20 protein-coding genes and 2 tRNA genes are annotated in these 19,163 nt (G+C 71.0%); 15 read left to right on the top strand and 7 right to left on the bottom strand.

Features of this window, described 5'->3' with window-relative positions; translation table 11 throughout:
* The first annotated feature begins 66 nt into the window (after positions 1 to 66).
* The 5 genes from AB0M35_RS08420 to AB0M35_RS08400 all read left to right on the top strand — a co-directional run bounded on the left by AB0M35_RS08420 (position 67) and on the right by AB0M35_RS08400 (position 4,786).
* Positions 67 to 3,069, top strand: a complete 3,003-nt coding sequence (locus AB0M35_RS08420) for a UPF0182 family protein (RefSeq protein WP_363743102.1) — start codon at positions 67 to 69, stop codon at positions 3,067 to 3,069.
* A gap of 178 nt (positions 3,070 to 3,247) precedes the next feature.
* A tRNA-Met gene (locus AB0M35_RS08415) sits at positions 3,248 to 3,321 on the top strand.
* A 135-nt stretch (positions 3,322 to 3,456) separates the two neighbouring features.
* Positions 3,457 to 3,530 (top strand) — tRNA-Met (locus AB0M35_RS08410).
* 110 nt (positions 3,531 to 3,640) lie between these two features.
* Entirely contained in the window at positions 3,641 to 3,877 is a 237-nt protein-coding gene (locus AB0M35_RS08405; RefSeq protein ID WP_363743100.1) for a hypothetical protein, read from the top strand.
* Positions 3,878 to 3,952: 75 nt separating this feature from the next.
* Entirely contained in the window at positions 3,953 to 4,786 is an 834-nt protein-coding gene (locus AB0M35_RS08400; RefSeq protein WP_363743097.1) for a phosphoribosylaminoimidazolesuccinocarboxamide synthase, read from the top strand.
* On the opposite strand, the gene AB0M35_RS08395 is transcribed toward AB0M35_RS08400, so the two are convergent.
* On the bottom strand, positions 4,787 to 5,257 hold the full coding sequence (locus tag AB0M35_RS08395) for an ATP-binding protein (RefSeq protein WP_363743095.1): 471 nt from the start codon (positions 5,255 to 5,257) through the stop codon (positions 4,787 to 4,789).
* A 104-nt stretch (positions 5,258 to 5,361) separates the two neighbouring features.
* On the opposite strand from AB0M35_RS08395, the gene AB0M35_RS08390 reads away from it, so the two are divergent.
* The gene (locus tag AB0M35_RS08390) at positions 5,362 to 6,489 is read left to right on the top strand and encodes a DUF5931 domain-containing protein (protein ID WP_363743093.1); all 1,128 of its coding nucleotides are present in this window, start codon (positions 5,362 to 5,364) and stop codon (positions 6,487 to 6,489) included.
* 14 nt (positions 6,490 to 6,503) lie between these two features.
* Positions 6,504 to 7,160 carry a response regulator transcription factor gene (locus AB0M35_RS08385; RefSeq protein ID WP_363743799.1) on the top strand — a complete coding sequence of 219 codons (657 nt, stop codon included), beginning with the start codon at positions 6,504 to 6,506 and terminating at the stop codon, positions 7,158 to 7,160.
* A gap of 9 nt (positions 7,161 to 7,169) precedes the next feature.
* On the opposite strand, the gene AB0M35_RS08380 is transcribed toward AB0M35_RS08385, so the two are convergent.
* Together AB0M35_RS08380 and AB0M35_RS08375 are read right to left on the bottom strand one after the other, a co-directional pair.
* Positions 7,170 to 7,739: a DUF5709 domain-containing protein gene (locus AB0M35_RS08380; protein WP_363743091.1), complete on the bottom strand. Its 570-nt coding sequence runs from the start codon at positions 7,737 to 7,739 to the stop codon at positions 7,170 to 7,172.
* A 72-nt stretch (positions 7,740 to 7,811) separates the two neighbouring features.
* Complete coding sequence (locus AB0M35_RS08375; protein ID WP_363743089.1) at positions 7,812 to 8,810, bottom strand: SDR family oxidoreductase; 999 nt, start codon at positions 8,808 to 8,810, stop codon at positions 7,812 to 7,814.
* Positions 8,811 to 8,947: 137 nt separating this feature from the next.
* Here AB0M35_RS08375 and AB0M35_RS08370 point away from each other — a divergent pair, with 137 nt between their 5' ends.
* Complete coding sequence (locus tag AB0M35_RS08370; RefSeq protein ID WP_363743087.1) at positions 8,948 to 10,150, top strand: glycosyltransferase; 1,203 nt, start codon at positions 8,948 to 8,950, stop codon at positions 10,148 to 10,150.
* Here the strand turns inward: AB0M35_RS08370 and AB0M35_RS08365 are convergent.
* Genes AB0M35_RS08365 through aroA form a run of 4 tightly spaced genes read right to left on the bottom strand, consistent with a single transcriptional unit; the run spans position 10,105 to position 14,399 of the window.
* Positions 10,105 to 11,061 carry a hypothetical protein gene (locus tag AB0M35_RS08365; protein ID WP_363743797.1) on the bottom strand — a complete coding sequence of 319 codons (957 nt, stop codon included), beginning with the start codon at positions 11,059 to 11,061 and terminating at the stop codon, positions 10,105 to 10,107. The genes AB0M35_RS08370 and AB0M35_RS08365 overlap by 46 nt on opposite strands.
* A gap of 59 nt (positions 11,062 to 11,120) precedes the next feature.
* Entirely contained in the window at positions 11,121 to 11,924 is an 804-nt protein-coding gene (gene hisN, locus AB0M35_RS08360) for a histidinol-phosphatase (RefSeq protein ID WP_363743085.1), read from the bottom strand.
* Between the two features lie 55 nt (positions 11,925 to 11,979).
* A complete protein-coding gene (gene rsgA, locus AB0M35_RS08355; protein WP_363743083.1) occupies positions 11,980 to 13,128 on the bottom strand; it encodes a ribosome small subunit-dependent GTPase A in 1,149 nt (382 codons plus the stop codon).
* Positions 13,098 to 14,399: a 3-phosphoshikimate 1-carboxyvinyltransferase gene (gene aroA / locus AB0M35_RS08350; protein ID WP_363743081.1), complete on the bottom strand. Its 1,302-nt coding sequence runs from the start codon at positions 14,397 to 14,399 to the stop codon at positions 13,098 to 13,100. Before aroA ends, rsgA begins: the two co-directional genes overlap by 31 nt.
* A 103-nt stretch (positions 14,400 to 14,502) precedes the next feature.
* On the opposite strand from aroA, the gene AB0M35_RS08345 reads away from it, so the two are divergent.
* From AB0M35_RS08345 to AB0M35_RS08315, 7 genes are all read left to right on the top strand, one after another.
* Entirely contained in the window at positions 14,503 to 15,213 is a 711-nt protein-coding gene (locus tag AB0M35_RS08345; RefSeq protein WP_363743079.1) for an SOS response-associated peptidase, read from the top strand.
* Between the two features lie 198 nt (positions 15,214 to 15,411).
* On the top strand, positions 15,412 to 15,804 hold the full coding sequence (locus AB0M35_RS08340) for a WhiB family transcriptional regulator (RefSeq protein ID WP_363743077.1): 393 nt from the start codon (positions 15,412 to 15,414) through the stop codon (positions 15,802 to 15,804).
* A gap of 89 nt (positions 15,805 to 15,893) precedes the next feature.
* Positions 15,894 to 16,508, top strand: coding sequence for an alpha/beta family hydrolase (locus tag AB0M35_RS08335; protein WP_363743075.1), 615 nt, complete (start codon positions 15,894 to 15,896; stop codon positions 16,506 to 16,508).
* A 331-nt stretch (positions 16,509 to 16,839) separates the two neighbouring features.
* Complete coding sequence (locus AB0M35_RS08330) at positions 16,840 to 17,640, top strand: sigma-70 family RNA polymerase sigma factor (RefSeq protein ID WP_363743073.1); 801 nt, start codon at positions 16,840 to 16,842, stop codon at positions 17,638 to 17,640.
* A gap of 1 nt (position 17,641) precedes the next feature.
* Positions 17,642 to 17,929 carry a mycothiol system anti-sigma-R factor gene (rsrA, locus tag AB0M35_RS08325; RefSeq protein WP_013735734.1) on the top strand — a complete coding sequence of 96 codons (288 nt, stop codon included), beginning with the start codon at positions 17,642 to 17,644 and terminating at the stop codon, positions 17,927 to 17,929.
* A gap of 420 nt (positions 17,930 to 18,349) precedes the next feature.
* Positions 18,350 to 18,565 carry a biotin/lipoyl-binding carrier protein gene (locus AB0M35_RS08320; RefSeq protein ID WP_363743071.1) on the top strand — a complete coding sequence of 72 codons (216 nt, stop codon included), beginning with the start codon at positions 18,350 to 18,352 and terminating at the stop codon, positions 18,563 to 18,565.
* Positions 18,562 to 19,068 carry an N-acetyltransferase gene (locus AB0M35_RS08315; RefSeq protein ID WP_363743069.1) on the top strand — a complete coding sequence of 169 codons (507 nt, stop codon included), beginning with the start codon at positions 18,562 to 18,564 and terminating at the stop codon, positions 19,066 to 19,068. The genes AB0M35_RS08320 and AB0M35_RS08315 overlap by 4 nt, the downstream gene beginning before the upstream one ends.
* Positions 19,069 to 19,163 lie beyond the last annotated feature (95 nt).

The following is a 19,163-nucleotide window of genomic DNA, read 5'->3' as shown; positions in this document are numbered from 1 at the left end:
AACACCCCGTACTCTGGGTGCCTGGTCGGTGCCGATCATATCGAGCGTGCGGAGCCAACAGTGGTCATGCGTAGCAGCAGCCCCCTGCCGAGGATGAGCCGACGTGGACGCGTCACGGTCGGCGTCCTGATCGGGGTGTTCGTCTTGTTCACCCTGCTGGGTTGGGGGGTGCAGGCATGGACGGACTGGCTGTGGTTCTCCGAGGTCGACTACACACAGGTCTTCACCGGGGTGCTCGTCACCCGGCTGGTGCTCTTCCTGGCCGCCGCCGCGGCGATGGCGGCGGTCGTCGGGGGTAACCTCTGGCTGGCGCAACGGCTGCGGCCCCGCAACCGGCCGCACTCGCCGGAGCAGGCCACGCTTGAGCGCTACCGGATGTTGCTCGGCCCCCGCCTCGGGCTGTGGATCGTACTGTCCGCAGCGATCGTGGGGCTGTTCGCCGGACTGTCCGCCCAGAGCCGCTGGAACCAGTGGCTGCTCTTCCGCAACGGGGGCGACTTCGGCGTCAAGGACCCGGAGTTCGGTGCCGACATCGGCTTCTACATCTTCCAGCTGCCGTTCTGGCGGTTCCTGCTCGGCCTCGGCTTCACCGCCGTGGTGTTGGCCCTGATCGGCTCGCTGGCCGTGCACTACCTGTTCGGTGGGGTGCGCCTGCAGGGCGTCGGCGACCGGATGACCAACGCCGCGCGCGCTCACCTGAGTTCGCTGGTCGCGGTCTTCGTCCTGCTCAAGGCGGTCGCGTACGTGCTGGACCGGCGCTCCATGCTGCTGGAGTACAACGACGGCGTGGGGGTCTACGGTGCCGGTTACGCCGACATCAACGCCCTGCTGCCGGCCAAGGAGATCCTCGCCTACATCTCCGTGGTGGTGGCGATCGCGATCATCGTGTTCTCCAACGCCTGGATGCGCAACCTGGTCTGGCCGGGCATCTCCCTGGCGCTGCTCGGTGTCTCCGCCGTGGCGATCGGCGGCATCTACCCCTGGGCGGTGCAGACCTTCGAGGTCAAGCCCAGTGCCCGGGACAAGGAAGCGCCGTACATCGAGCGCAGCATCCAGGCCACCCGGGCCTCGTTCGGGCTGGACATCGCGCAGCACACGCCGTACGCGGCCAGCAACCTGACTCCACCGGAGAGCCTGGCCACCGACACCTCGGTGGTGTCGAACGTCCGGTTGCTCGACCCGCAGCTGGTCAGCGAGACCTACACCCAGTTGCAGCAGGTGCGTGGCTTCTACGACTTCGGCCCGAAGCTGGATATCGACCGGTACACCGTCGACAGCCAGACCCAGGACTACGTGGTCGGCGTACGTGAGATCAACTACAGCGAGCTGACCGCCCAGCAGAGCAACTGGATCAACCGGCACACCGTCTACACCCACGGGTACGGGGTGGTGGCGGCCCCCGCCAACCGGGTGGTCTGCGGTGGTCAACCGTACTTCGTCTCCGGCTTCCTCGGTGATCGGGCGCAGGAGTCCTGCTCCTCGCCCAGCGACCTGATCCCGGCCAGCCAGCCCCGGATCTACTACGGCGAGCGGATGCAGGACGGCGACTACGCCATCGTCGGCAAGCCCAGCGCGGACGCCAACCCGGCCGAGTTCGACCGGCCGGCCGGCGAGACCGGTGAGGGCCGCGAGTCCTACTACACCTACAGCGGTTCCGGCGGCGTCGAGATCGGTTCGTTCACTCGGCGACTGCTCTACGCGATCAAGGAGCAGGAGGCCAACTTCCTGCTCTCCGAGGCGGTCAACGAGAACTCCAAGCTGCTCTACGTGCGTAACGCGCGGGAACGGGTGGAGAAGGTCGCGCCGTTCCTGACCCTGGACGGCGACCCGTACCCGGCGGTCGTCGACGGCCGGGTGCAGTGGATCGTGGACGGCTACACCACCGCCGCCACCTACCCGTACGCGGAGCGGGTCAACCTCCAGCAGGAGACCACCGACGAGCTGACCGGCCGCGGCACCATCCAGCTGGCCCGGGAGAACGTCAACTACATCCGCAACTCGGTGAAGGCGACCGTCGACGCGTACGACGGCACGGTCACCCTCTACGAGTTCGACGAGAACGACCCGGTGCTCAAGGCGTGGAACAAGGCCTTCGGCGGTGACCTGATCAAGCCGCGCGCGGAGATCCCGGAGGCGCTGGCGGCGCACTTCCGCTACCCCGCCGACCTGTTCAAGGTGCAGCGCAACCTGCTGACCCGGTTCCACGTCACCACCCCCGGCGACTTCTACTCCGGGCAGGACTTCTGGCAGGTCCCGAACGTGCCGGACGCGCCGGACAGCGAGGTCAAGCAGCCGCCGTACTACCTCTACACGCAGTTCCCCGAGCAGGACGCGCCGACCTTCCAGCTGACCAGCGCGGTCACCCCGAACGGCCGGCAGAACCTGGCGGCGTTGATCTCCGGGTCGTACCAGGACGGGAAGCCCAGGTTGCAGGTGCTGGAGTTGCCCGACCAGACCCGGGTCTCCGGCCCGGTGCAGGTGCACCAGCAGATGACCAACAACGCCAACATCCGGCAGCAGCTGAACCTGCTCTCCTCCAACCAGGCTCAGGTGCAGTACGGCAACCTGCTCTCCCTGCCGTTCGGCAACGGGATGCTCTACGTCGAGCCCGTCTACGTCAAGAGCAACCAGACCGACGCGTACCCGCTGCTGCAGAAGGTGCTGATGTCCTACGGTGACGGCGGTTCCTTCGTGGTCCTGGCCGACAACCCGAGCGACGGCATCAAGCAGTTGGTCGAGCAGGGCAAGCGAGCCAACGCCGGCAACCCGCCGCCGGCCACCGAGGAGCCGCCGGCCGGCGATGACGAGCCGACGGCCACCCCTTCGGCCACTCCGCCGGCTGGTGACGCACCGCCGCTCACCGGCGATCTGGCGGCGGCCGCCGACCGGGTGCAGGCCGCGATCAACGAGGTGCGGGCCGCGCAGACGTCCGGCGACTTCGAGCGGTACGGCCGCGCGTTGAAGGAGTTGGACGACGCACTGACCGCCTTCCAGCAGGCCCAGCAGGCGGCCAGTGGAGGCGGCGCCCAAGGTGCGGCGCCCACGAGTACCCCGTCACCGAACGGCTGACGGTCGACCGTAAGGGCCTGCGGTGGCGATCCTCGATTGCCGCCGCAGGCCCTTACGGCTGTCTGTAGCCGGCGGCCTTCGAGCGGTCGGCACCAACGACCCCGGAACGGCCGAAGCGCGGCCGTTCCGGGGTCGTTTTGCGGTGGCCCGGGGTGGTGCGCTACGGTGGATCTACCGACGCGGGGTGGAGCAGCTCGGTAGCTCGCTGGGCTCATAACCCAGAGGTCGCAGGTTCAAATCCTGTCCCCGCTACTGCTGGAAAGCGGCCCCGGACTTTGGTCCGGGGCCGCTTTCATTCCGGCAGAACGGTGTTCGTACCGAGTGTCGTACCGATGGTGGGGGTGGGTGATCGGTGCGGCAGTGGGTGCGGTAGGCTAAATCTACCGACGCGGGGTGGAGCAGCTCGGTAGCTCGCTGGGCTCATAACCCAGAGGTCGCAGGTTCAAATCCTGTCCCCGCTACTGTTGGAAAGCGGCCCCGGACTTTGGTCCGGGGCCGCTTTCGTTTCCATCACCGTCGACACGAATCCCATTCGTCGACCCAGGTTGCGCTCGTCGGCGAGGATGAGCGCATGTCTTCGTTCAGCAAGTGGTGGGGGCGGCTCGGTACGCTCCTGGGCGCGGTGGTGCTGTCGGTGTTCGTTCCGGTCGCCGCCTGGGCCTCGACCGGGACCGGGGAGCTGGTCGTCGAGGCCGCCCGACGGCGCCGTGGTGGTGGTTTCTTCGGCTTCCTGAGCCTGCTCTGCTGCCTGGCGGTGGTGGCCGTGATCGTGTTGTTGGTGATTCGGATGACCCGCCGTCGGCGTTAGCGGGGCTGCACCGCAGCCGCCGCACGGGCCCCTTGCCGTTCGGAGGCGTACGCGGCGCGTGGTCTACTTGTCGCCGTGGAACTTCTGCATTCGGGCAAGGTGAGGGACGTCTACGCCGACGGCGACGACCTGATTCTGGTCGCCTCGGACCGCATCTCCGTTTACGACGTGGTGCTGCCGACCCCGGTGCCGGACAAGGGCAAGCTGCTCACCGCGCTGTCGCTGTGGTGGTTCGAGCAACTGGCCGATCTGGTGCCCAACCACGTCATCTCGGCGACCGATGTGCCGGCGGAGTTCGCCGGCCGGGCGATCCGCTGTCGTCGGCTGGAGATGGTGCCCGTCGAATGTGTCGCCCGGGGCTTCCTGACCGGTGGTGGTCTGAAGGAGTACGAACGCACCGGCGCGGTGTCCGGTGTCGAGTTGCCGCGCGGGCTGGTCGAGGCGTCCATCCTGCCGGAGCCGATCTTCACCCCGTCGACCAAGGCGCCGGTGGGCGAGCACGACCAGCCGATGACCTTCGCCGAGGTCGTCGACAAGGTCGGCGCGGAAACCGCCGAACGGCTGCGCCAACTGACGATCGACGTGTACTGCCGAGGCACCGAGTTGGCCGCGGAGCGGGGCATCCTGGTCGCCGACACCAAGATCGAGCTGGGTTGGGCGGCGGACGGCACGTTGGTCCTCGGCGACGAGGTGCTCACCCCGGACTCCTCGCGGTTCTGGCCGGCCGAGTCGTACCAGCCCGGTCGGGCGCAGTTCTCCTACGACAAGCAGTACGTGCGGGACTGGGCGGCCGGCAGCGGCTGGAACAAGCAGGCTCCGGCGCCCGAGGTGCCGTCCGAGGTGGTGGAGGCCACCCGGGCCCGCTATGTGGACGTCTACGAGAAGCTCACCGGCAACCGCTGGGAGTGATCAATCCAGCCGGTGCCGGCCGGTGTGCTGCTCGGTGACGACGGTCGCGGTGATGATGCGTACCGTGGTGCCGGCCGGGCCGGTCGCGACGTCCATCGCGTCGGTCAGTTCGCGGGCCAGCCAGAGTCCCCAGCCGCCAGCCGTGTCGGGAGCAGGCCGGTTGCGGTCGTCGAGACGCCGGCTGCTGATGCCCTGGCCGTGGTCGGAGACCTCGCAGAGCAGTAGGCCGGGCTCCGCCCACAGTCGCAGCCAGCCCTGACCCCCACCGTGCCGCACGGCGTTGGTGATCAGCTCGTTGACGGCGAGCACGAAGTCGTCCAGGCGCTCGTCGCGCAGCCCGGCGGCGTGCGCACAGGAGGCGACCGAGTGTCGGAGCTCGGTCACCTGCGCCTGGTCGAAGGCATCGGCGATCAGGAGGGCATGTTCGATGGGCACCACCGTACGCGGTGTGGGGGGTTCTGCGTTTGTCATGACCCTGTCCGACAGGAGATCGCGAAGGTGTACGCGGCATTTACCACCGTACGTCAGGATTCATTGGGCCGCAGCGGTCGAGGTGTAGGCCGACCGCCTGTGGCATGGTGACGCACGTGCCCGCACCCGGTGGTTTCGAGGTCCCACTCTGGCGTGCCGTCGCGGTCTTCCGGGTGGCTTCCCTGGCGTACGTCTGCGTGATCGTGGCCCGCGACGCGGACCGGTACGCCCACCCGCTCGCCGCCGGTGCGCTGGTGCTCGCGATGGCGGGCTGGACCGTCGCCACCGCGGTCGGCTACGCGGCGCCGCAGCGGCGCGGCTGGCCGCTGCTCCTGGCCGATCTGGGTGTCGTCGTGGCCATCCTGCTGGTCACCCCGTGGGTGATGGGCCGGGAAGCGCTCGCGGCGGGCCTGCCGACACTGGCCGTTGCCTGGCTGAGCGGGCCGGTGCTGGCCTGGGCCGTCTCCGGCGGGCGGCGTCGTGGGGTGGTCGCCGCGCTGGTCCTCGGCGGGACCGACCTGATGACCCGGGGCATGGTCACCCCGACCGCGATCAACGGCACGATCCTGATGTTGCTGGCCGGTGTGGTGGTCGGGCATGTCGCGCGGCTGGCGGTCCGCGCGGAGCAGCGGTTGCAGCAGGCCGTCGAACTGGAGGCGGCCACCCGGGAGCGGGAACGGCTGGCCCGCGACATCCACGACTCGGTGTTGCAGGTGCTCGCCCTGGTGTCTCGCCGGGGCGCCCGGCTCGACGGCGAGGCCGGCGAGTTGGCCCGGTTGGCCGGTGAGCAGGAGGCGGCCCTACGCGCGCTGATCTCCGGCGTCGGCCCGCTGCCGAACGACGGGCCGGTGGATCTGCGCGAACTGCTGGGCCGGTACGCCTCGGCCAGCGTCTCGCTGTCCACTCCCGCCACCGCGGTGCCGTTACCCCCGTCGGTGGCCCGTGAACTGACCGCTGCGACGGGGGCGGCGCTGGACAACGTGGCCCGACACGGTGGCGGGCAAGCCTGGGTGCTGGTCGAGGACGAGGGTTCGACGGTGACCGTGTCGATCCGGGACGAGGGGCCCGGCTTCGCCCCGGACCGGCTCACCGTGGCCGCCGCCCAAGGGCGGCTCGGCGTGGCCCAGGCCATCCGGGGCCGGCTGACCGATCTCGGTGGTACGGCCACGATCAGTTCCACCCCGGGCACCGGCACCGAAGTCGAACTCACCGTGCCGAGGAGGAGATCGTGAGCGGCGTACGGATCATGGTGGTGGACGACCACCCGATGTGGCGGGAAGGGGTGGCCCGAGACCTCACCGAGGCTGGTCATCAGGTGGTGGCCAGCTGCGGCGAGGGACGCCAGGCGATTCGCGTGGTGGCCGCCGCCTGTCCCGACGTGGTGGTGCTCGACCTGCAACTGCCGGACATCTCCGGGGTGGAGGTGATCCAGGGGTTGCGCGCGGCCTGGCCGAAGGTGCGCGTCCTCATGCTTTCCGCCAGCGGCGAGCAGCAGGGCGTGTTGGACGCGGTGAAGGCCGGCGCCACCGGCTATCTGCTCAAGTCCGCCGCCCTCGCGGAGTTCCTGGACGCGGTACGACGCACGGCAGCGGGTGAGCCCGTGTTCACGCCCGGCCTGGCCGGGCTGGTGCTCGGCGAGTACCGCCGGCTGGCGGCGGCCGGTGCCGTTACCGGCGGGCCGGTGCCGGGTCACGACCCGGCCACCGCACCCCGGCTCACCGAACGGGAGACCGAGGTGCTGCGGCTGGTGGCCAAGGGGATGTCCTACAAGCAGATCGCCGAGCGGCTCGGCCTGTCACACCGTACGGTGCAGAACCACGTGCAGAACACGCTCGGCAAGCTACAGCTGCACAACCGGGTCGAACTGACCCGCTACGCGATCGAACGTGGCCTCGACGACTAGAGCGCGTCCTCACACCGAGTGCGGTGGGCGCGTCTCGTGGACGGCCAACTCCTCGGCGCTGGCCCCGCCGCCGGCGGCACCCGCGTCGTACGCGATCGAATCGGTCTCCTGGTCGGTGTGCGTACCCTCGTCCGGTTGGACCAGGCGGCCCACCGTCGCGTCCGCGGTGCCCAACTGCCCGTGGTCGTAGATGGAGACCGGCGAGTTCGGGTCGGAAGTCGGGCCCGGGTCCATGACGTCGGCGTCGAGCTGCGCCTGTGCCGCCTGTTCCCGGCTGTCCGCCTCGGCCGCGATGTCCGGGTCCACCGGGGCGGCCAGCGGATCGTCGACCGGCAGCTCGAACTGTTCACGGCTCAACTTGTAGTCCAGCGACTCACCGTCGAGTTGCTCGTCGGCGGTGGTGCCGAACTCGTCGACGGCCACCGGTACGCGGTCGCCGGGCAACTGGGCGGGGGCCGGGCCGTCCGCCTCGCGTCCGGTCAGTACGTCGTCCCCGGCCGTCGAGTCGTCGTCGGCGGTGTCGGGCAGACCGTCGGCCTCAGGGTCGGACAGCGGGGCCGGGAACTCGTCTTCGCGCATACCTGCTCCACTACCCGCTGCCGGCGGTGCCGTAACCGGGACAACCGGTGCCGATCGGCGGCGTCGAGGCCGTCAACGAGCGTCACGGCGCTGGCGGGCGATCGCCGTGACGGTACCGACCGCGGAACGGGCGGCGGCCAGGCCGAGGGCGGCGGTCATCCGGATCAGCTGACGCCGACGGCCGTGCCAGCCACCCTCCGGTACGGCCTCGCCAGCTGGCCGGAAGACGTTCCCCGGGCTGTCCAGGCGGGCAGCGGGGCCGAACTGGGTGCGGTGGGCGTACCAGGCGAGGGCCCGTTCGGCCAACGCCGGGGCGAGTCGCCACTGCAAGCCGATCAACCGGGCGGCGCCACCGGCGTACGCCTCGCGACGAGGCCGGCGCAGCAGCCGCACGATCGTCTCGGCGACCATCTCCGGTGGGTAGACGGGCGGCGGCGGTGCCAGCATTCGACCGCTGTGGTTGGCGGCGTGCCGGAAGAAGGGTGTGTCGATGGCGGCCGGCAGCACCGTGCAGATCGAGATGTTGCCGCGGCCGGTGAGCCGCAACTCCTGGCGGACCGTGTCGGCCAGGCCCCGGATGCCGTGTTTGGCGGCGTTGTAGGCGGACTGGTACGGCATCGCCACCTCGGCCAGCACCGAGGCGTTGTTGACCACGACACCGCCCCCGCCCGCGTCGAGGTGCGGCAGCGCGGCCCGCATGCCGTACGCGGTGCCGAGCAGGTCCACCTCCAGCACCCGGCGGAACTCCGTCACCGGGATCTCGTCGAACAGCCCGACCACGCCGACCGCCGCGTTGTTGATCCAGGCGTCGATCCGGCCGAACTGCGCGACGGCGCTCGCGGCGAGCCGCTCGACCGCCACCGGGTCGGTGATGTCGGTGGGTACCACCAGGGCCCGGCCGCCCAACTCGTCGCAGCCCCGGGCCACCGCGTGCAGCGCCGGCTCGGTGCGGGCGGCCAGCACGACCGTGCACCCACGTCGAGCGAGGGCGTACGCGGTCGCCGTGCCGATGCCGCTGGAGGCGCCGGTGATCACCACCGTACTGTCGCTGACCGGTCGGGCGAGAGGCATTCCGCACCGATACCCCACCGGGTCGCTGGTCATGCCGCCGGTCACATCCCGATCTGCCAGGTTTCGGCTCGTCGGACCCCGGTTAATGGGACGCTCTGACCGGAGGACCACCGCCCAATCCCGCATGGAGGTGACCCATGCGCGTCGGCCTTGTCTGCGCCCACGCCGCTGCGCCGACCTCCGGCGACGGAATCGTCGTCGGCACTCACGAGCACATCGCACGGGTGGCCGCCGAACTGGCCGGACGAGGTCATGATGTCCGGGTCTACACCCGTCGGGACGATCCGGAAGTGGCCGACAGCGACCTCGTCGACGGCTACCGGATCGAGCGGGCACCGATCGGACCGGTGGCCCCGATACCCACCGCCGAACTGGTGCCGTACGTGTCGGAGTTCGGCCAGTGGCTGGCCGACCGGTGGGCGGCCGACTGGACCCCCGAGGTGGTGCACGGCCACTACTGGGTCGGCGGTCTGGCCGCCGCGCACGCCGTACGGGAGACCGACATCCCCGTGGTGCAGACGTTCCACTCGATCGGCATGGAGCAACTGCGCCACCTCGGCCCGCAGTACGACGGCCCGGGTACCCGCATCCCGCTGGAGCGGGCGTTGACCAGGGCGGTGGACATCGCGGTCGCCCAGTGCAACGACGAGGTGGAGGAACTGACCCGGATGGGTCTGCAACGCATGTCGGTGGCGATGGTGCCGACCGGTGTGGACACCGAACAGTTCCATCCCGACGGCGAGGCCGCGCCGCGTGACCAGCGCCCCCGGATCCTCTCGGTGGGTGGACTGGCGCCCGGCCACGGCCAGGACGACCTGATCCGCGCGATGCGCCTGGTCGGCGAGGCGGAACTGGTGATCGCCGGTGGCCCGCCGGCCAGTCAGCTGGCCGGTCACGCCGAGGCCCGCCGGTTGCGCGAGCTGGCCGAGCGGGTGGGCGTGGCCGACCAGGTGCACCTGGTGGGTGCGGTGCCGCACGACCAGATGGCCACCTGGTACCGCTCGGCCGACGTGGTGGCCTGCACCCCGCGCTACTCATCCGCCGGCCGGGTCTCCCTGGAAGCGATGGCCTGCGGTGTCCCCGTGGTCGGTTACGCCATGGGTGGCATCGCCGACGCCGTGGTCGACGAGGTCACCGGCAAGCTGGTGCCGCCGGGCGACGTACGCACCCTCGGGATGACCCTGCGCCGGCTGATCACCGACAACGCGGGCCGGTTCGCGTACGGACACGCCGCCGTCGACCGGGTCCGGTGCAGCTACACCTGGGAACGGACCGCGAGCGCCCTGGAACGGCTCTACGAGCGGGTGATCGGGCGGCGTAAACCGGTCGAGGCGGCCTGAGCCGGGCCAGTCGACTCGGTGCCGAGCAGCGGGCTCTCCGACACCCGAGGCGTCGGCCGGGTGCTCTTGCCGCCGTCCAGCACGGCACGGGTGGTTTCCTGCGCGACCGCGTGATGATGTTGCGGCTCGGCGTACCGGGTGAGCCCGATGACCGCCGCGAGGGTGACCAGGAAACCGATGCCGGCGAGCCATTCCCGGCCCGGCCAGATCTTGTCGTTGAGCAGCAGCAGGCCGATGATCGCGGCGGGTACCGCACCGGCGGCGTCCATGGCGGCCACCGCCGCCGTGGTGGAACCACGCTGCATCGCCAGCCCCAGCAGCAGTTGGCCGACGATGGAGTGGCCGATGAGCAGGTAGAGCAGCGGATCTGTGAGGAACGCGTCCCAGGTCGGTGCCGAGGCCAGCGGCCTGGCGGCCACCGCGGCGGCGGAGAATCCCAGGCCGGCGAGGGAACCGAGCGCCACCGAGCCGGGCGCGCCCTGCAACCGGACCGCGAAGATGCCCAGCACCGCGATCGCCCCGAGGGCCACCAGCAGGGCGATCACCCCCGTCGTGCCCAGTGGTTTCGACGGTGCCGGCTGCGCGGAGAGCACCAGCGCGGTGATGCCGGCGAAGAGCAGCAGCAACAGGACGATCTCGGCCATCGGCAGTCGCCACTTCAACACGACCACGCCCAGCACGGCGGTGACCCCCAACCCGGCGGCCACACTCGCCTGCACCAGGAACAGTGGCAGGTCCCGGCGGGCCAGGAAGGCCAGCACGAACCCGCCCACCTGGCAGACCAGGCCGACCAGGTAGGTGCGGTGTCCGGCCAGGCGCAGCAGCAGCCCGGGATCGAAGGTGTGGTGCACCGTGGTGCGGGCGGCGGCGACCGATTGCAACAGGTTGGCGATGCCGTACGCGACGATCATCGCCGCCAGAAAACACCAACTCGCGGTAGCCACCTGGCGAGGATAGAGGCTACCGGGCGTCAGCGCGCGGCCGGCCGACCGAGCCTTTCGAGGATGTTGGTGTGCAGCATCGCGTTGCTGGCCACGGCACTTGTCTCGGCTCCGGCGGGGGCCGGAGCGCCGTCCAGATCGGTGAACGTGCCCCCGGCTTCGGTCACGATGGGTACCAGAGCGGCCACGTCCCACAGTGACAACTCGGGCTCGATCATGACGTCGAGTGCGCCCTCGGCCAACAGCATGTACCCGTAGAAATCGCCGTAGGCCCGGCTGCGCCAGGTGTCCCGCATCAGCTGGAGCACCGGCTCCAACCGGCCGGCGTCCTCCCAACCGCCCAACGACGAGTAGCACAGACTCGCGTCGGCCAACTCGCGTACGCCGGACACCCGGATCGCCTCACCCCGACCGGCGTCCGGGCCCGCGTACGCCCCGGCGCTCCGCGCCGCCCACCAGCGCCGGCCCAGCGCCGGAGCGGAGACCACGCCGACGACGGGACGGCCGTCCTGGAGCAACGCGATCAGGGTGGCCCAGATCGGTACGCCCCGAACGAAGTTCTTGGTGCCGTCGATCGGGTCCACCACCCACTGCCGGGCTCCGGCGGCGGGTGTCGCGCCGTACTCCTCGCCGAGCAGGCCGTCGTCGGGCCGCTGTTGCGCCAGCAGCGCGCGAATCTCGCGTTCCACCGCGGTGTCCGCGTCGGAGACCGGGGTGAGGTCCGGCTTGGACTCGACGCGCAGGTCGAGCGCGCGGAACCGGGCTGTGGAGATGGCGTCGGCGGCGTCGGCGAGGCGGTGGGCGAGGGCGAGGTCGTCGGCGTACCCGGTCATGCGTTGCACCGTAGCGACGCCGCCGACGACCCAGGGGAGTGGGGTCGACGCCGGCTCACTCCGCGCGCTCGCGCGGATCGTGCTCGGCCTCGTCCCGAGGGTTCGTCGCGCCGCGCGGGTCGGTCTCACCGGCTCGGGAGGCCAGCAACCGACGGTACGAGGCCAGCCGGCGCGGGTCGGCCCGACCCTCGGCGACCCAGGCGGCCAGGGCGCAGTCGGTCTCGTCGGCGGTGTGCAGGCAGTTCGGCGGGCAGTCGACAGTGGCCTCGACCAGATCCGAGAAGCCGTGCAGCAGGCTCTCGGCCGACACGTGCGCCAACCCGAAGCTGCGTACCCCGGGGGTGTCCACGATCCAGCCCGGATCGTCCGGCGTGCCGGTCACGGCGGGCAGCCGCAGCGCCACCGCGCTGGTCGAGGTGTGCCGGCCCCGGCCGATCGCGCTGACCGTGCCGACCGCCCGCTCGGCCTCCGGAACCAGGCGGTTCACCAGCGTCGACTTGCCCACCCCGGAGTGCCCGACGAGCACCGAGACCCGGCCGGCGAGCAGGCTGCGCAGCGCGTCCAGGGACGAGTCCGGCCGGATCAGCACGTACGGCAGTTCCAGTTCGGTGTAGTAGTCGAGCACCGTCTCCGGGCCGGCCAGGTCGGCCTTGGTCAGGCAGAGCAGCGGCTCGATATCCGCGTCGTACGCGGCCACCAGACACCGGTCGATGAAGCCGGTACGCGGTGGCGGGTCGGCCAACGCGCTGACGATCACGAGCTGGTCGGCGTTGGCGACCACCACCCGTTCCAGCCGCCCTTCGGCGGTGCTCGCGTCGTCCTCGGCGGTACGGCGCAGCACGGACCGGCGCGGCTCGATCCGCACGATGCGGGCCAGCGCCCCCGGGGTGCCCGAGGTGTCGCCGACCAGCCCGACCCGGTCGCCGACCACCACCGACTTGCGGCCCAGTTCACGGGCGCGCATCGCGGTTACGGTGGGCGCGTCCGGCGCGGCTGCGGCCAGCACACAGGTGTACCGCCCCCGGTCCACCGCGATTACGAAGCCGTTCTGTGCGTCGGTGTGTTGAGGTCGGGTGCGGGTACGCGGACGGGAGGACCTGCCGGGCCGGACCCGTACGTCGTCCTCGTCGTACTCTCGCCGCCTGGTCGCCAGGACCGCTCCTGTCTGTCCGTTCAGCTCTTGCCGGTCACCATCGCCGACCACAGTGCCGGAAATTCGGGCATGGTCTTGGAGGTGCACGCCACGTCATCCAGCTCGATGCCGGGCACGGCCAGGCCGGCCACTGCGGCGGCGTGCGCCATCCGATGGTCATCGTAGGTGCGGAACACCCCGCCGCGCAGCGGCCGGGGGCGGATCTCCAGCCCGTCGGCCGACTCGGTGATGTCCGCGCCCAGCGCGGTGAACTCGCGGGTCAACGCGGCCAGCCGGTCGGTCTCGTGACCGCGGATGTGGCCGACCCCGGTGAACACCGAGGGGGAGTCGGCGAGCATCGCCAACGCGGTCAACGCGGGGGTCAACTCGCTGACGTCGGACAGATCGGCGCGCAGGCCGCGTACCGACCCGGCGCCCCGCACGGTGAGCCCTTCGGTGGTCAACGCGACCTGCGCCCCCATCTGCTGCAACAGCGAGCGCAGCCGCTCCACCGGCTGGGCGCTGCCCCGCGGCCAACCCTGAAGGACCACCTCGCCGCCGGTGACCAGGGCGGCGGCGAAGAACGGCACCGCGCCCGACAGGTCCGGCTCGATCTCCCAGCCGCGGCCGGACAGCGGACCGGGCTCGACCACCCAGACGTCCGGCGTGCTGTCGTCGACCGCCGCGCCGGCGGCGCGCAGCATCTGCACGGTCATCCGCAGGTGGGGCGCGGAGGGCACGGGCGGGCCGACGTGCCGGATCACCAGCCCGCGGTCGAACCGCGGCGCGGCCAGCAGCAGCCCGGAGACCAGTTGGCTGGAGGCGGAGGCGTCGATCAGAACCTCGCCGCCGGTGACCCGGCCGGTGCCCTGCACGGCCAGCGGCAGACTGCCGGTCCCGGGGGTGTCGACGCGTACGCCGAGCGAGCGCAGCGCCTCGATCAGCGGCCCGAGGGGCCGGGTGCGGGCGGCCGGATCCCCGTCGAAGGTGACCCGGCCCTCGGCGAGCCCGGCCACCGGCGGCACGAAGCGCATGATCGTGCCGGCCAGCCCGACGTCGACGTGCGCCGGGCCGACCAGCCGGTGCGGCCGGACCAGCCAGCGCTCGTCGTCGGCGATCGAGACGTGGGCGCCCATCGCCCGCAGCCCGCCGGCCATCAGCTCGGTGTCCCGGGCGCGCAACGGCTTGGCCAGGGTCGAGGGGCCGGCGGCCAGTGCGCTGAGCACCAGGGCGCGGTTGGTCATCGATTTGGACCCGGGCAGCCGCAGCGACGCCGTCACCGGATCGGTGGCGGTCGGGGCGGTCCACGGCTGTAGCGGCCGGGTCGCGGTCAGGTTCCCCACAGCTACATTCTGCCGTGTCGCGGCCTGATGGTCCGCCGGCTGCCGCGGTCGCTCCCGGTGGACGGGACGTCGGAACGGCTGGCGGCGCGCTAGCGTGTGCGGCATGTGCGGGAGGTACGCCACGACCCGGAGCTCCGGCGACCTGAGCGGACTGTTCGACGCCACCGACGAGACCGAGGGCGGGCTGGTCGCCGACTACAACGTCGCGCCGACCGATCCGGTGCCGCTGGTCCGGCTCGACGCGCAGGGGCACCGGGCACTCTCGTTGGGTCGTTGGGGGCTGGTGCCGACCTGGTCCCGGTCGCCCGCCAACGCTGCCCGCATGATCAACGCGCGGGCCGAGACGGTGGCCACCAGCCGGGCGTACGCTCCCGCCTTCGCCCGCCGCCGCTGTCTGGTCCCGGCCGACGGCTGGTACGAGTGGGTCCGTCAGCCCGGTGGGTCGAAGCAGCCGTACTACATGACCTCGGTGGACGGCTCGGTGCTCGCCTTCGCCGGCATCTGGTCGGTGTGGGACGCCCCGAGCGGCCCGCTGCTGACCCTCAGCGTGGTGACCACAGCCGCGCTCGGCGAGCTGGCCGAGGTGCACGACCGGATGCCGCTGTTGGTGCCGCCGGAGAAGTGGGCGACCTGGCTGGGCCCGGCGGACGATCCGACGCGACTGCTCGCGCCGCCACCGCTGGACTGGCTCGCCACCGTCGAGATCCGGCCGGTGGGGCCGGCCGTGGGCAACGTCCGTAACGACGGTCCGGAGCTGATCGCCCGGGTGCCGCTGCCCCCTGCGGCACGGTCGGCCGACGTGCCGTTGTTCTGAACGTACGCCCCGCACATTGTCGGGAGTGATTTGCCGCAGTTGCGGGTGAAAGTCAGACGATCGTTTTGCCAACTTTCCGGCAGAGTCTTGTCCCGATGTCCACAAGTGCGATACAACACAGCGCCGGTGGTGGGTGTCACTTTCTTCAACGCGAGTGATCCTCATCGATATTACTGGTCCCACGGGGGAGGTGGGTGGATGACCCGGGCACGTATGCCCCGTCCACACGAGGTAGCCGCAGCGCGACGTGATCCGCGATTGTTGCGGGCACTGCGCGAGCGTCGAAAGGATGAAGCCTGGCGCACCAGGGGCACCTGCCAGAGCGTCGACCCGGAGACGTTCTTTCCGGCGCCGAATGAGCCGGCCGACGCCGCAGTGGCGTTGTGTCGTAGCTGCGACGTGCAGGGCTCGTGCCTGGCATGGGCGTTGGAGGTGGGCGACTGCCACGGCGTGTGGGGCGGCACCACCCCACGTGAGCGGCGGGCGATGCTGATCGCCTGGCGCGACGAGGTGCAGCCGGATCCCGACGTCGCCAGCGAGGCGGGGCCTCCCGTGCGCGACCAACTACTCACCCTGGTTCCGTCCCGCTGACGCGGCCACTGTTTCGATCCTGATTGCGGGCGGGCGCTTTCGCGCCGAGGTCCACCCCTGCCGGGTACGGCTGGCCGCAGAATGGTGCGGTGCCGCAGGACGACATCATCCAGACACCGCGTGGCCCGGCCCGGGTGGACATCGACACCCCCGACCGGGCGGCCCGGGCGCTGCTGGTGCTGGGACACGGTGCGGGCGGGGGCGTCGACGCCCCCGACCTGCTCGCGCTCCGCGATGCCGCGGTGCCCGCCGGGGTGATCGTCGCTCGGATGACCCAGCCGTACCGGGTCGCCGGTCGGCGTGCACCGGCGCCGGCCGGGCACCTCGACGAGGCTTGGTGCGTCGTGCTGGCCGCGCTGCGGGAGCGCTGTCCGGACGTACCGCTGCTGGTGGGTGGTCGATCCAGCGGAGCCCGGGTGGCCTGCCGCACGGCGACCGCCGTGGGCGCCGCCGGGGTGGTCGCGCTCGCCTTTCCGCTGCATCCGCCCGGACGGCCGGAGCGTAGCCGGGCCGGGGAGTTGGCGACCGGTCTGCCGACCCTGGTGGTCAACGGCGACCGGGACCCTTTCGGTGTGCCGGAACCCGGCCCGGGAGTGCGCGTGGTGGTCCGGCCGGGGGAGCGGCACGACCTGCGCGTAGACCCGGCCGGCGCGGCCACCGTGGTGCTCGACTGGCTGCGCGGACAGGGCTGGGCGGCGGGCTGACGTCACCCCGGCCGGGATGGTCGGCCCGGCCAGGGCGGTTGCTTCGGCGCTGGTCGTGCGGCGGATTGATCCGCAGGCGCGCCGCTCGGGCGGTCGGCGGGCACGTCGCGCGTGGGGCCGCAGTGGCGCCGTTTCCGCCTGCCGCGCCGGTTCGTTGCACCCGATGGCGTCGCCCGGTCCGGGCGGCACCGGGCTCCCAGGCCCTTCCTGGTCCCAGCCGTGGTGCACCCACCCACGGCCGGGACCAGGAATGGGAGGACGAGAGATGGAATGCCCGGACCTGCGGCGGATGTTGCACCCCACGGACGAACACTGTGCGAGGGGGTGACCGGTGTCGATCCAGTTCCGGAACCGGGAGGCGAAGCAGCTCAGGCAGCTGTTGGCCGGCCCGGAATGGCCTGCGGCGGCGCCGCCGGCCAAGGTGGCGACGGGCACACCCGTCGGAACCGAATCTCCCGGCAGGTCTGGACGCGTATCCTCGGCGGGGAAGCATCCGACCCGAGGGGATGTGCGGTTGACCACCGAGAAGACGGACGAGCGCAGGGCCCGGTTCGAACGGGACGCGATGCCATTCGTCGATCAGTTGTACGCGGCGGGGCTGCGGATGACGCGTAACCCGGCGGATGCCGAGGATCTGGTCCAGGAGACCTACCTGAAGGCTTACGCGGCCTTTCACCAGTTCGAGCAGGGTACGAACCTGAAGGCCTGGCTCTACCGGATCCTGACCAACACCTACATCAACACCTACCGCAAGCGGCAGCGGCAGCCGGTGCAGGCACCGACCGACGAGATCACCGACTGGCAGCTCGCCGAGGCGGAGTCGCACACCTCCAGTGGACTGCGGTCCGCGGAGACCGAGGCGCTGGACCGGCTGCCCGACAGCGACGTCAAGGAGGCCCTCCAGCAGTTGCCGGAGGAGTTCCGGCTCGCGGTCTACCTCACCGATGTCGAGGGCTTCTCCTACAAGGAGGTCGCCGACATCATGGGTACGCCGATCGGTACCGTGATGTCACGGTTGCACCGCGGTCGTCGTAATCTGCGCAAGCTGCTTGAGGGCTATGCCGCAGAGCGCGGCTTCTCCGCCGCGCCGTCGGCCCGGAGTTCGGCCGCTGCCAGTGGCCGGGAGGTGTGACGTGAGCTGTGGAGATCCGCACGAGACGGATTGCCGCGAGGTTCTCGCCGAGGTCTACCTCTACCTCGACCTGGAGTGCGCGCAGGAACGCCGGACGCTGATCCGGCACCACCTCGACGAGTGTGGCCCGTGCCTGCGGGAGTACGGCATCGAGCAGGAGGTCAAGGCGTTGGTGGCCCGCTGCTGCGGCAACGAGTCCGCGCCGGACGAACTGCGCGAGCGGCTGCGGGTACGAATCAGCGAGCTCGTCATCTTCGAGAGCACCGAGTCGCGCGAGTTGGCCGACTGAGCCCGCGCCGAGTCGCGGCGAGCCGGCCGGCCGGGCTTACGCCGAGTCGCGGCGAGCCGGTCCGGTGAGCTAGCGCCGAGTACGCCGACGCCGGTGGCCCGAATGGGCCACCGGCGTTCACCGTCCGGTCCGCGATGGGACCGTGGGCTCAGGAGTTGGGGCGCTTGCCGTGGTTGGCGGCGCTCTTCTTACGGGCCTTCTTCTTGCGGGCCTTCTTCGCCATGCTGACCTCCTCGTGATGGTCGGATCGCCTGCGCACGACCTCGGCGCCGGTGCACGCACCGGTCCTCCCGGCGCCAGGGTCCGACCTGTTGATGTTAGAGCCCGCTCCTGGCGAATGCGGGCGGGGCTGGTCCGGCCCATCGGCGGCCGACGCATGATTTGATACCTCCCAGGCAGTCGCGAGGGAAGGGACCGGAGATGGCCGAGGAGATCCGTGCCGAGATGGTGGCCAACGTCTGGAAGGTCGTCGCGTCGGCCGGGGACACCGTGGCCGAGGGCGACACCCTGGTGATCCTGGAGTCGATGAAGATGGAGATTCCGGTGGTCGCCGAGTCCGACGGCGTGGTGCAGCAACTCGCGGTGAACGAGGGCGACGTGGTGCAGGACGGTGACCTGATCGCGGTCATCGGTTGACCAGCCTGCTGGTTCGTCCGGCCGAGCCGGCGGATTTCCCGGCCGTGGCCCGACTCACCGTCGCGGCGTACGAGGCGGACGGCCAGCTCAAGGGCGAGAACGGGTATGCCGACGTGCTGGTCGACGTGGCCGGCCGGGCGGTGCACGGTGAGATCCTGGTCGCCACCGACCCGGCCACCGGTCAGGTGTGCGGCACGGTCACCTTCGTCCTGCCGGGCAGCCCGTACGCCGAACTGTGCGCCCCAGGGGAGGCCGAGTTCCGGATGTTGGCGGTGGATCCGGCGATGCAGGGCCGAGGCGTGGGTGCGGCACTGGTCGAGGCGTGCGTCGCCCGGGCCACCGTGCTGGGCTGCGCCGCCCTGGTCATCTGCGTACGCGACGGCCACGCCGACTCCGCCCATCACCTCTACCGTCGCCGTGGCTTCATCCGTACCCCCGACCAGGACTGGACCCCCCTCCCCAACGTCCACCTCCTAGCCCTACGCCTCCCCCTGACTCCCTGACTCCCCTAATGGGAGGTGTCGGGTCGGCTGGGAGGCAGACTCGATGTCCGGTAGCTGCGGGCGAGTGAGCACTCCCTCCCCTTGGACCGGTGAGT

The organism is Micromonospora sp. NPDC051196 (genome assembly GCF_040682415.1).
Lineage (GTDB): Bacteria > Actinomycetota > Actinomycetes > Mycobacteriales > Micromonosporaceae > Micromonospora.
Note: the sequence above shows the minus strand (reverse complement) of the source record. Positions and strands in the feature narration are given on the sequence as shown.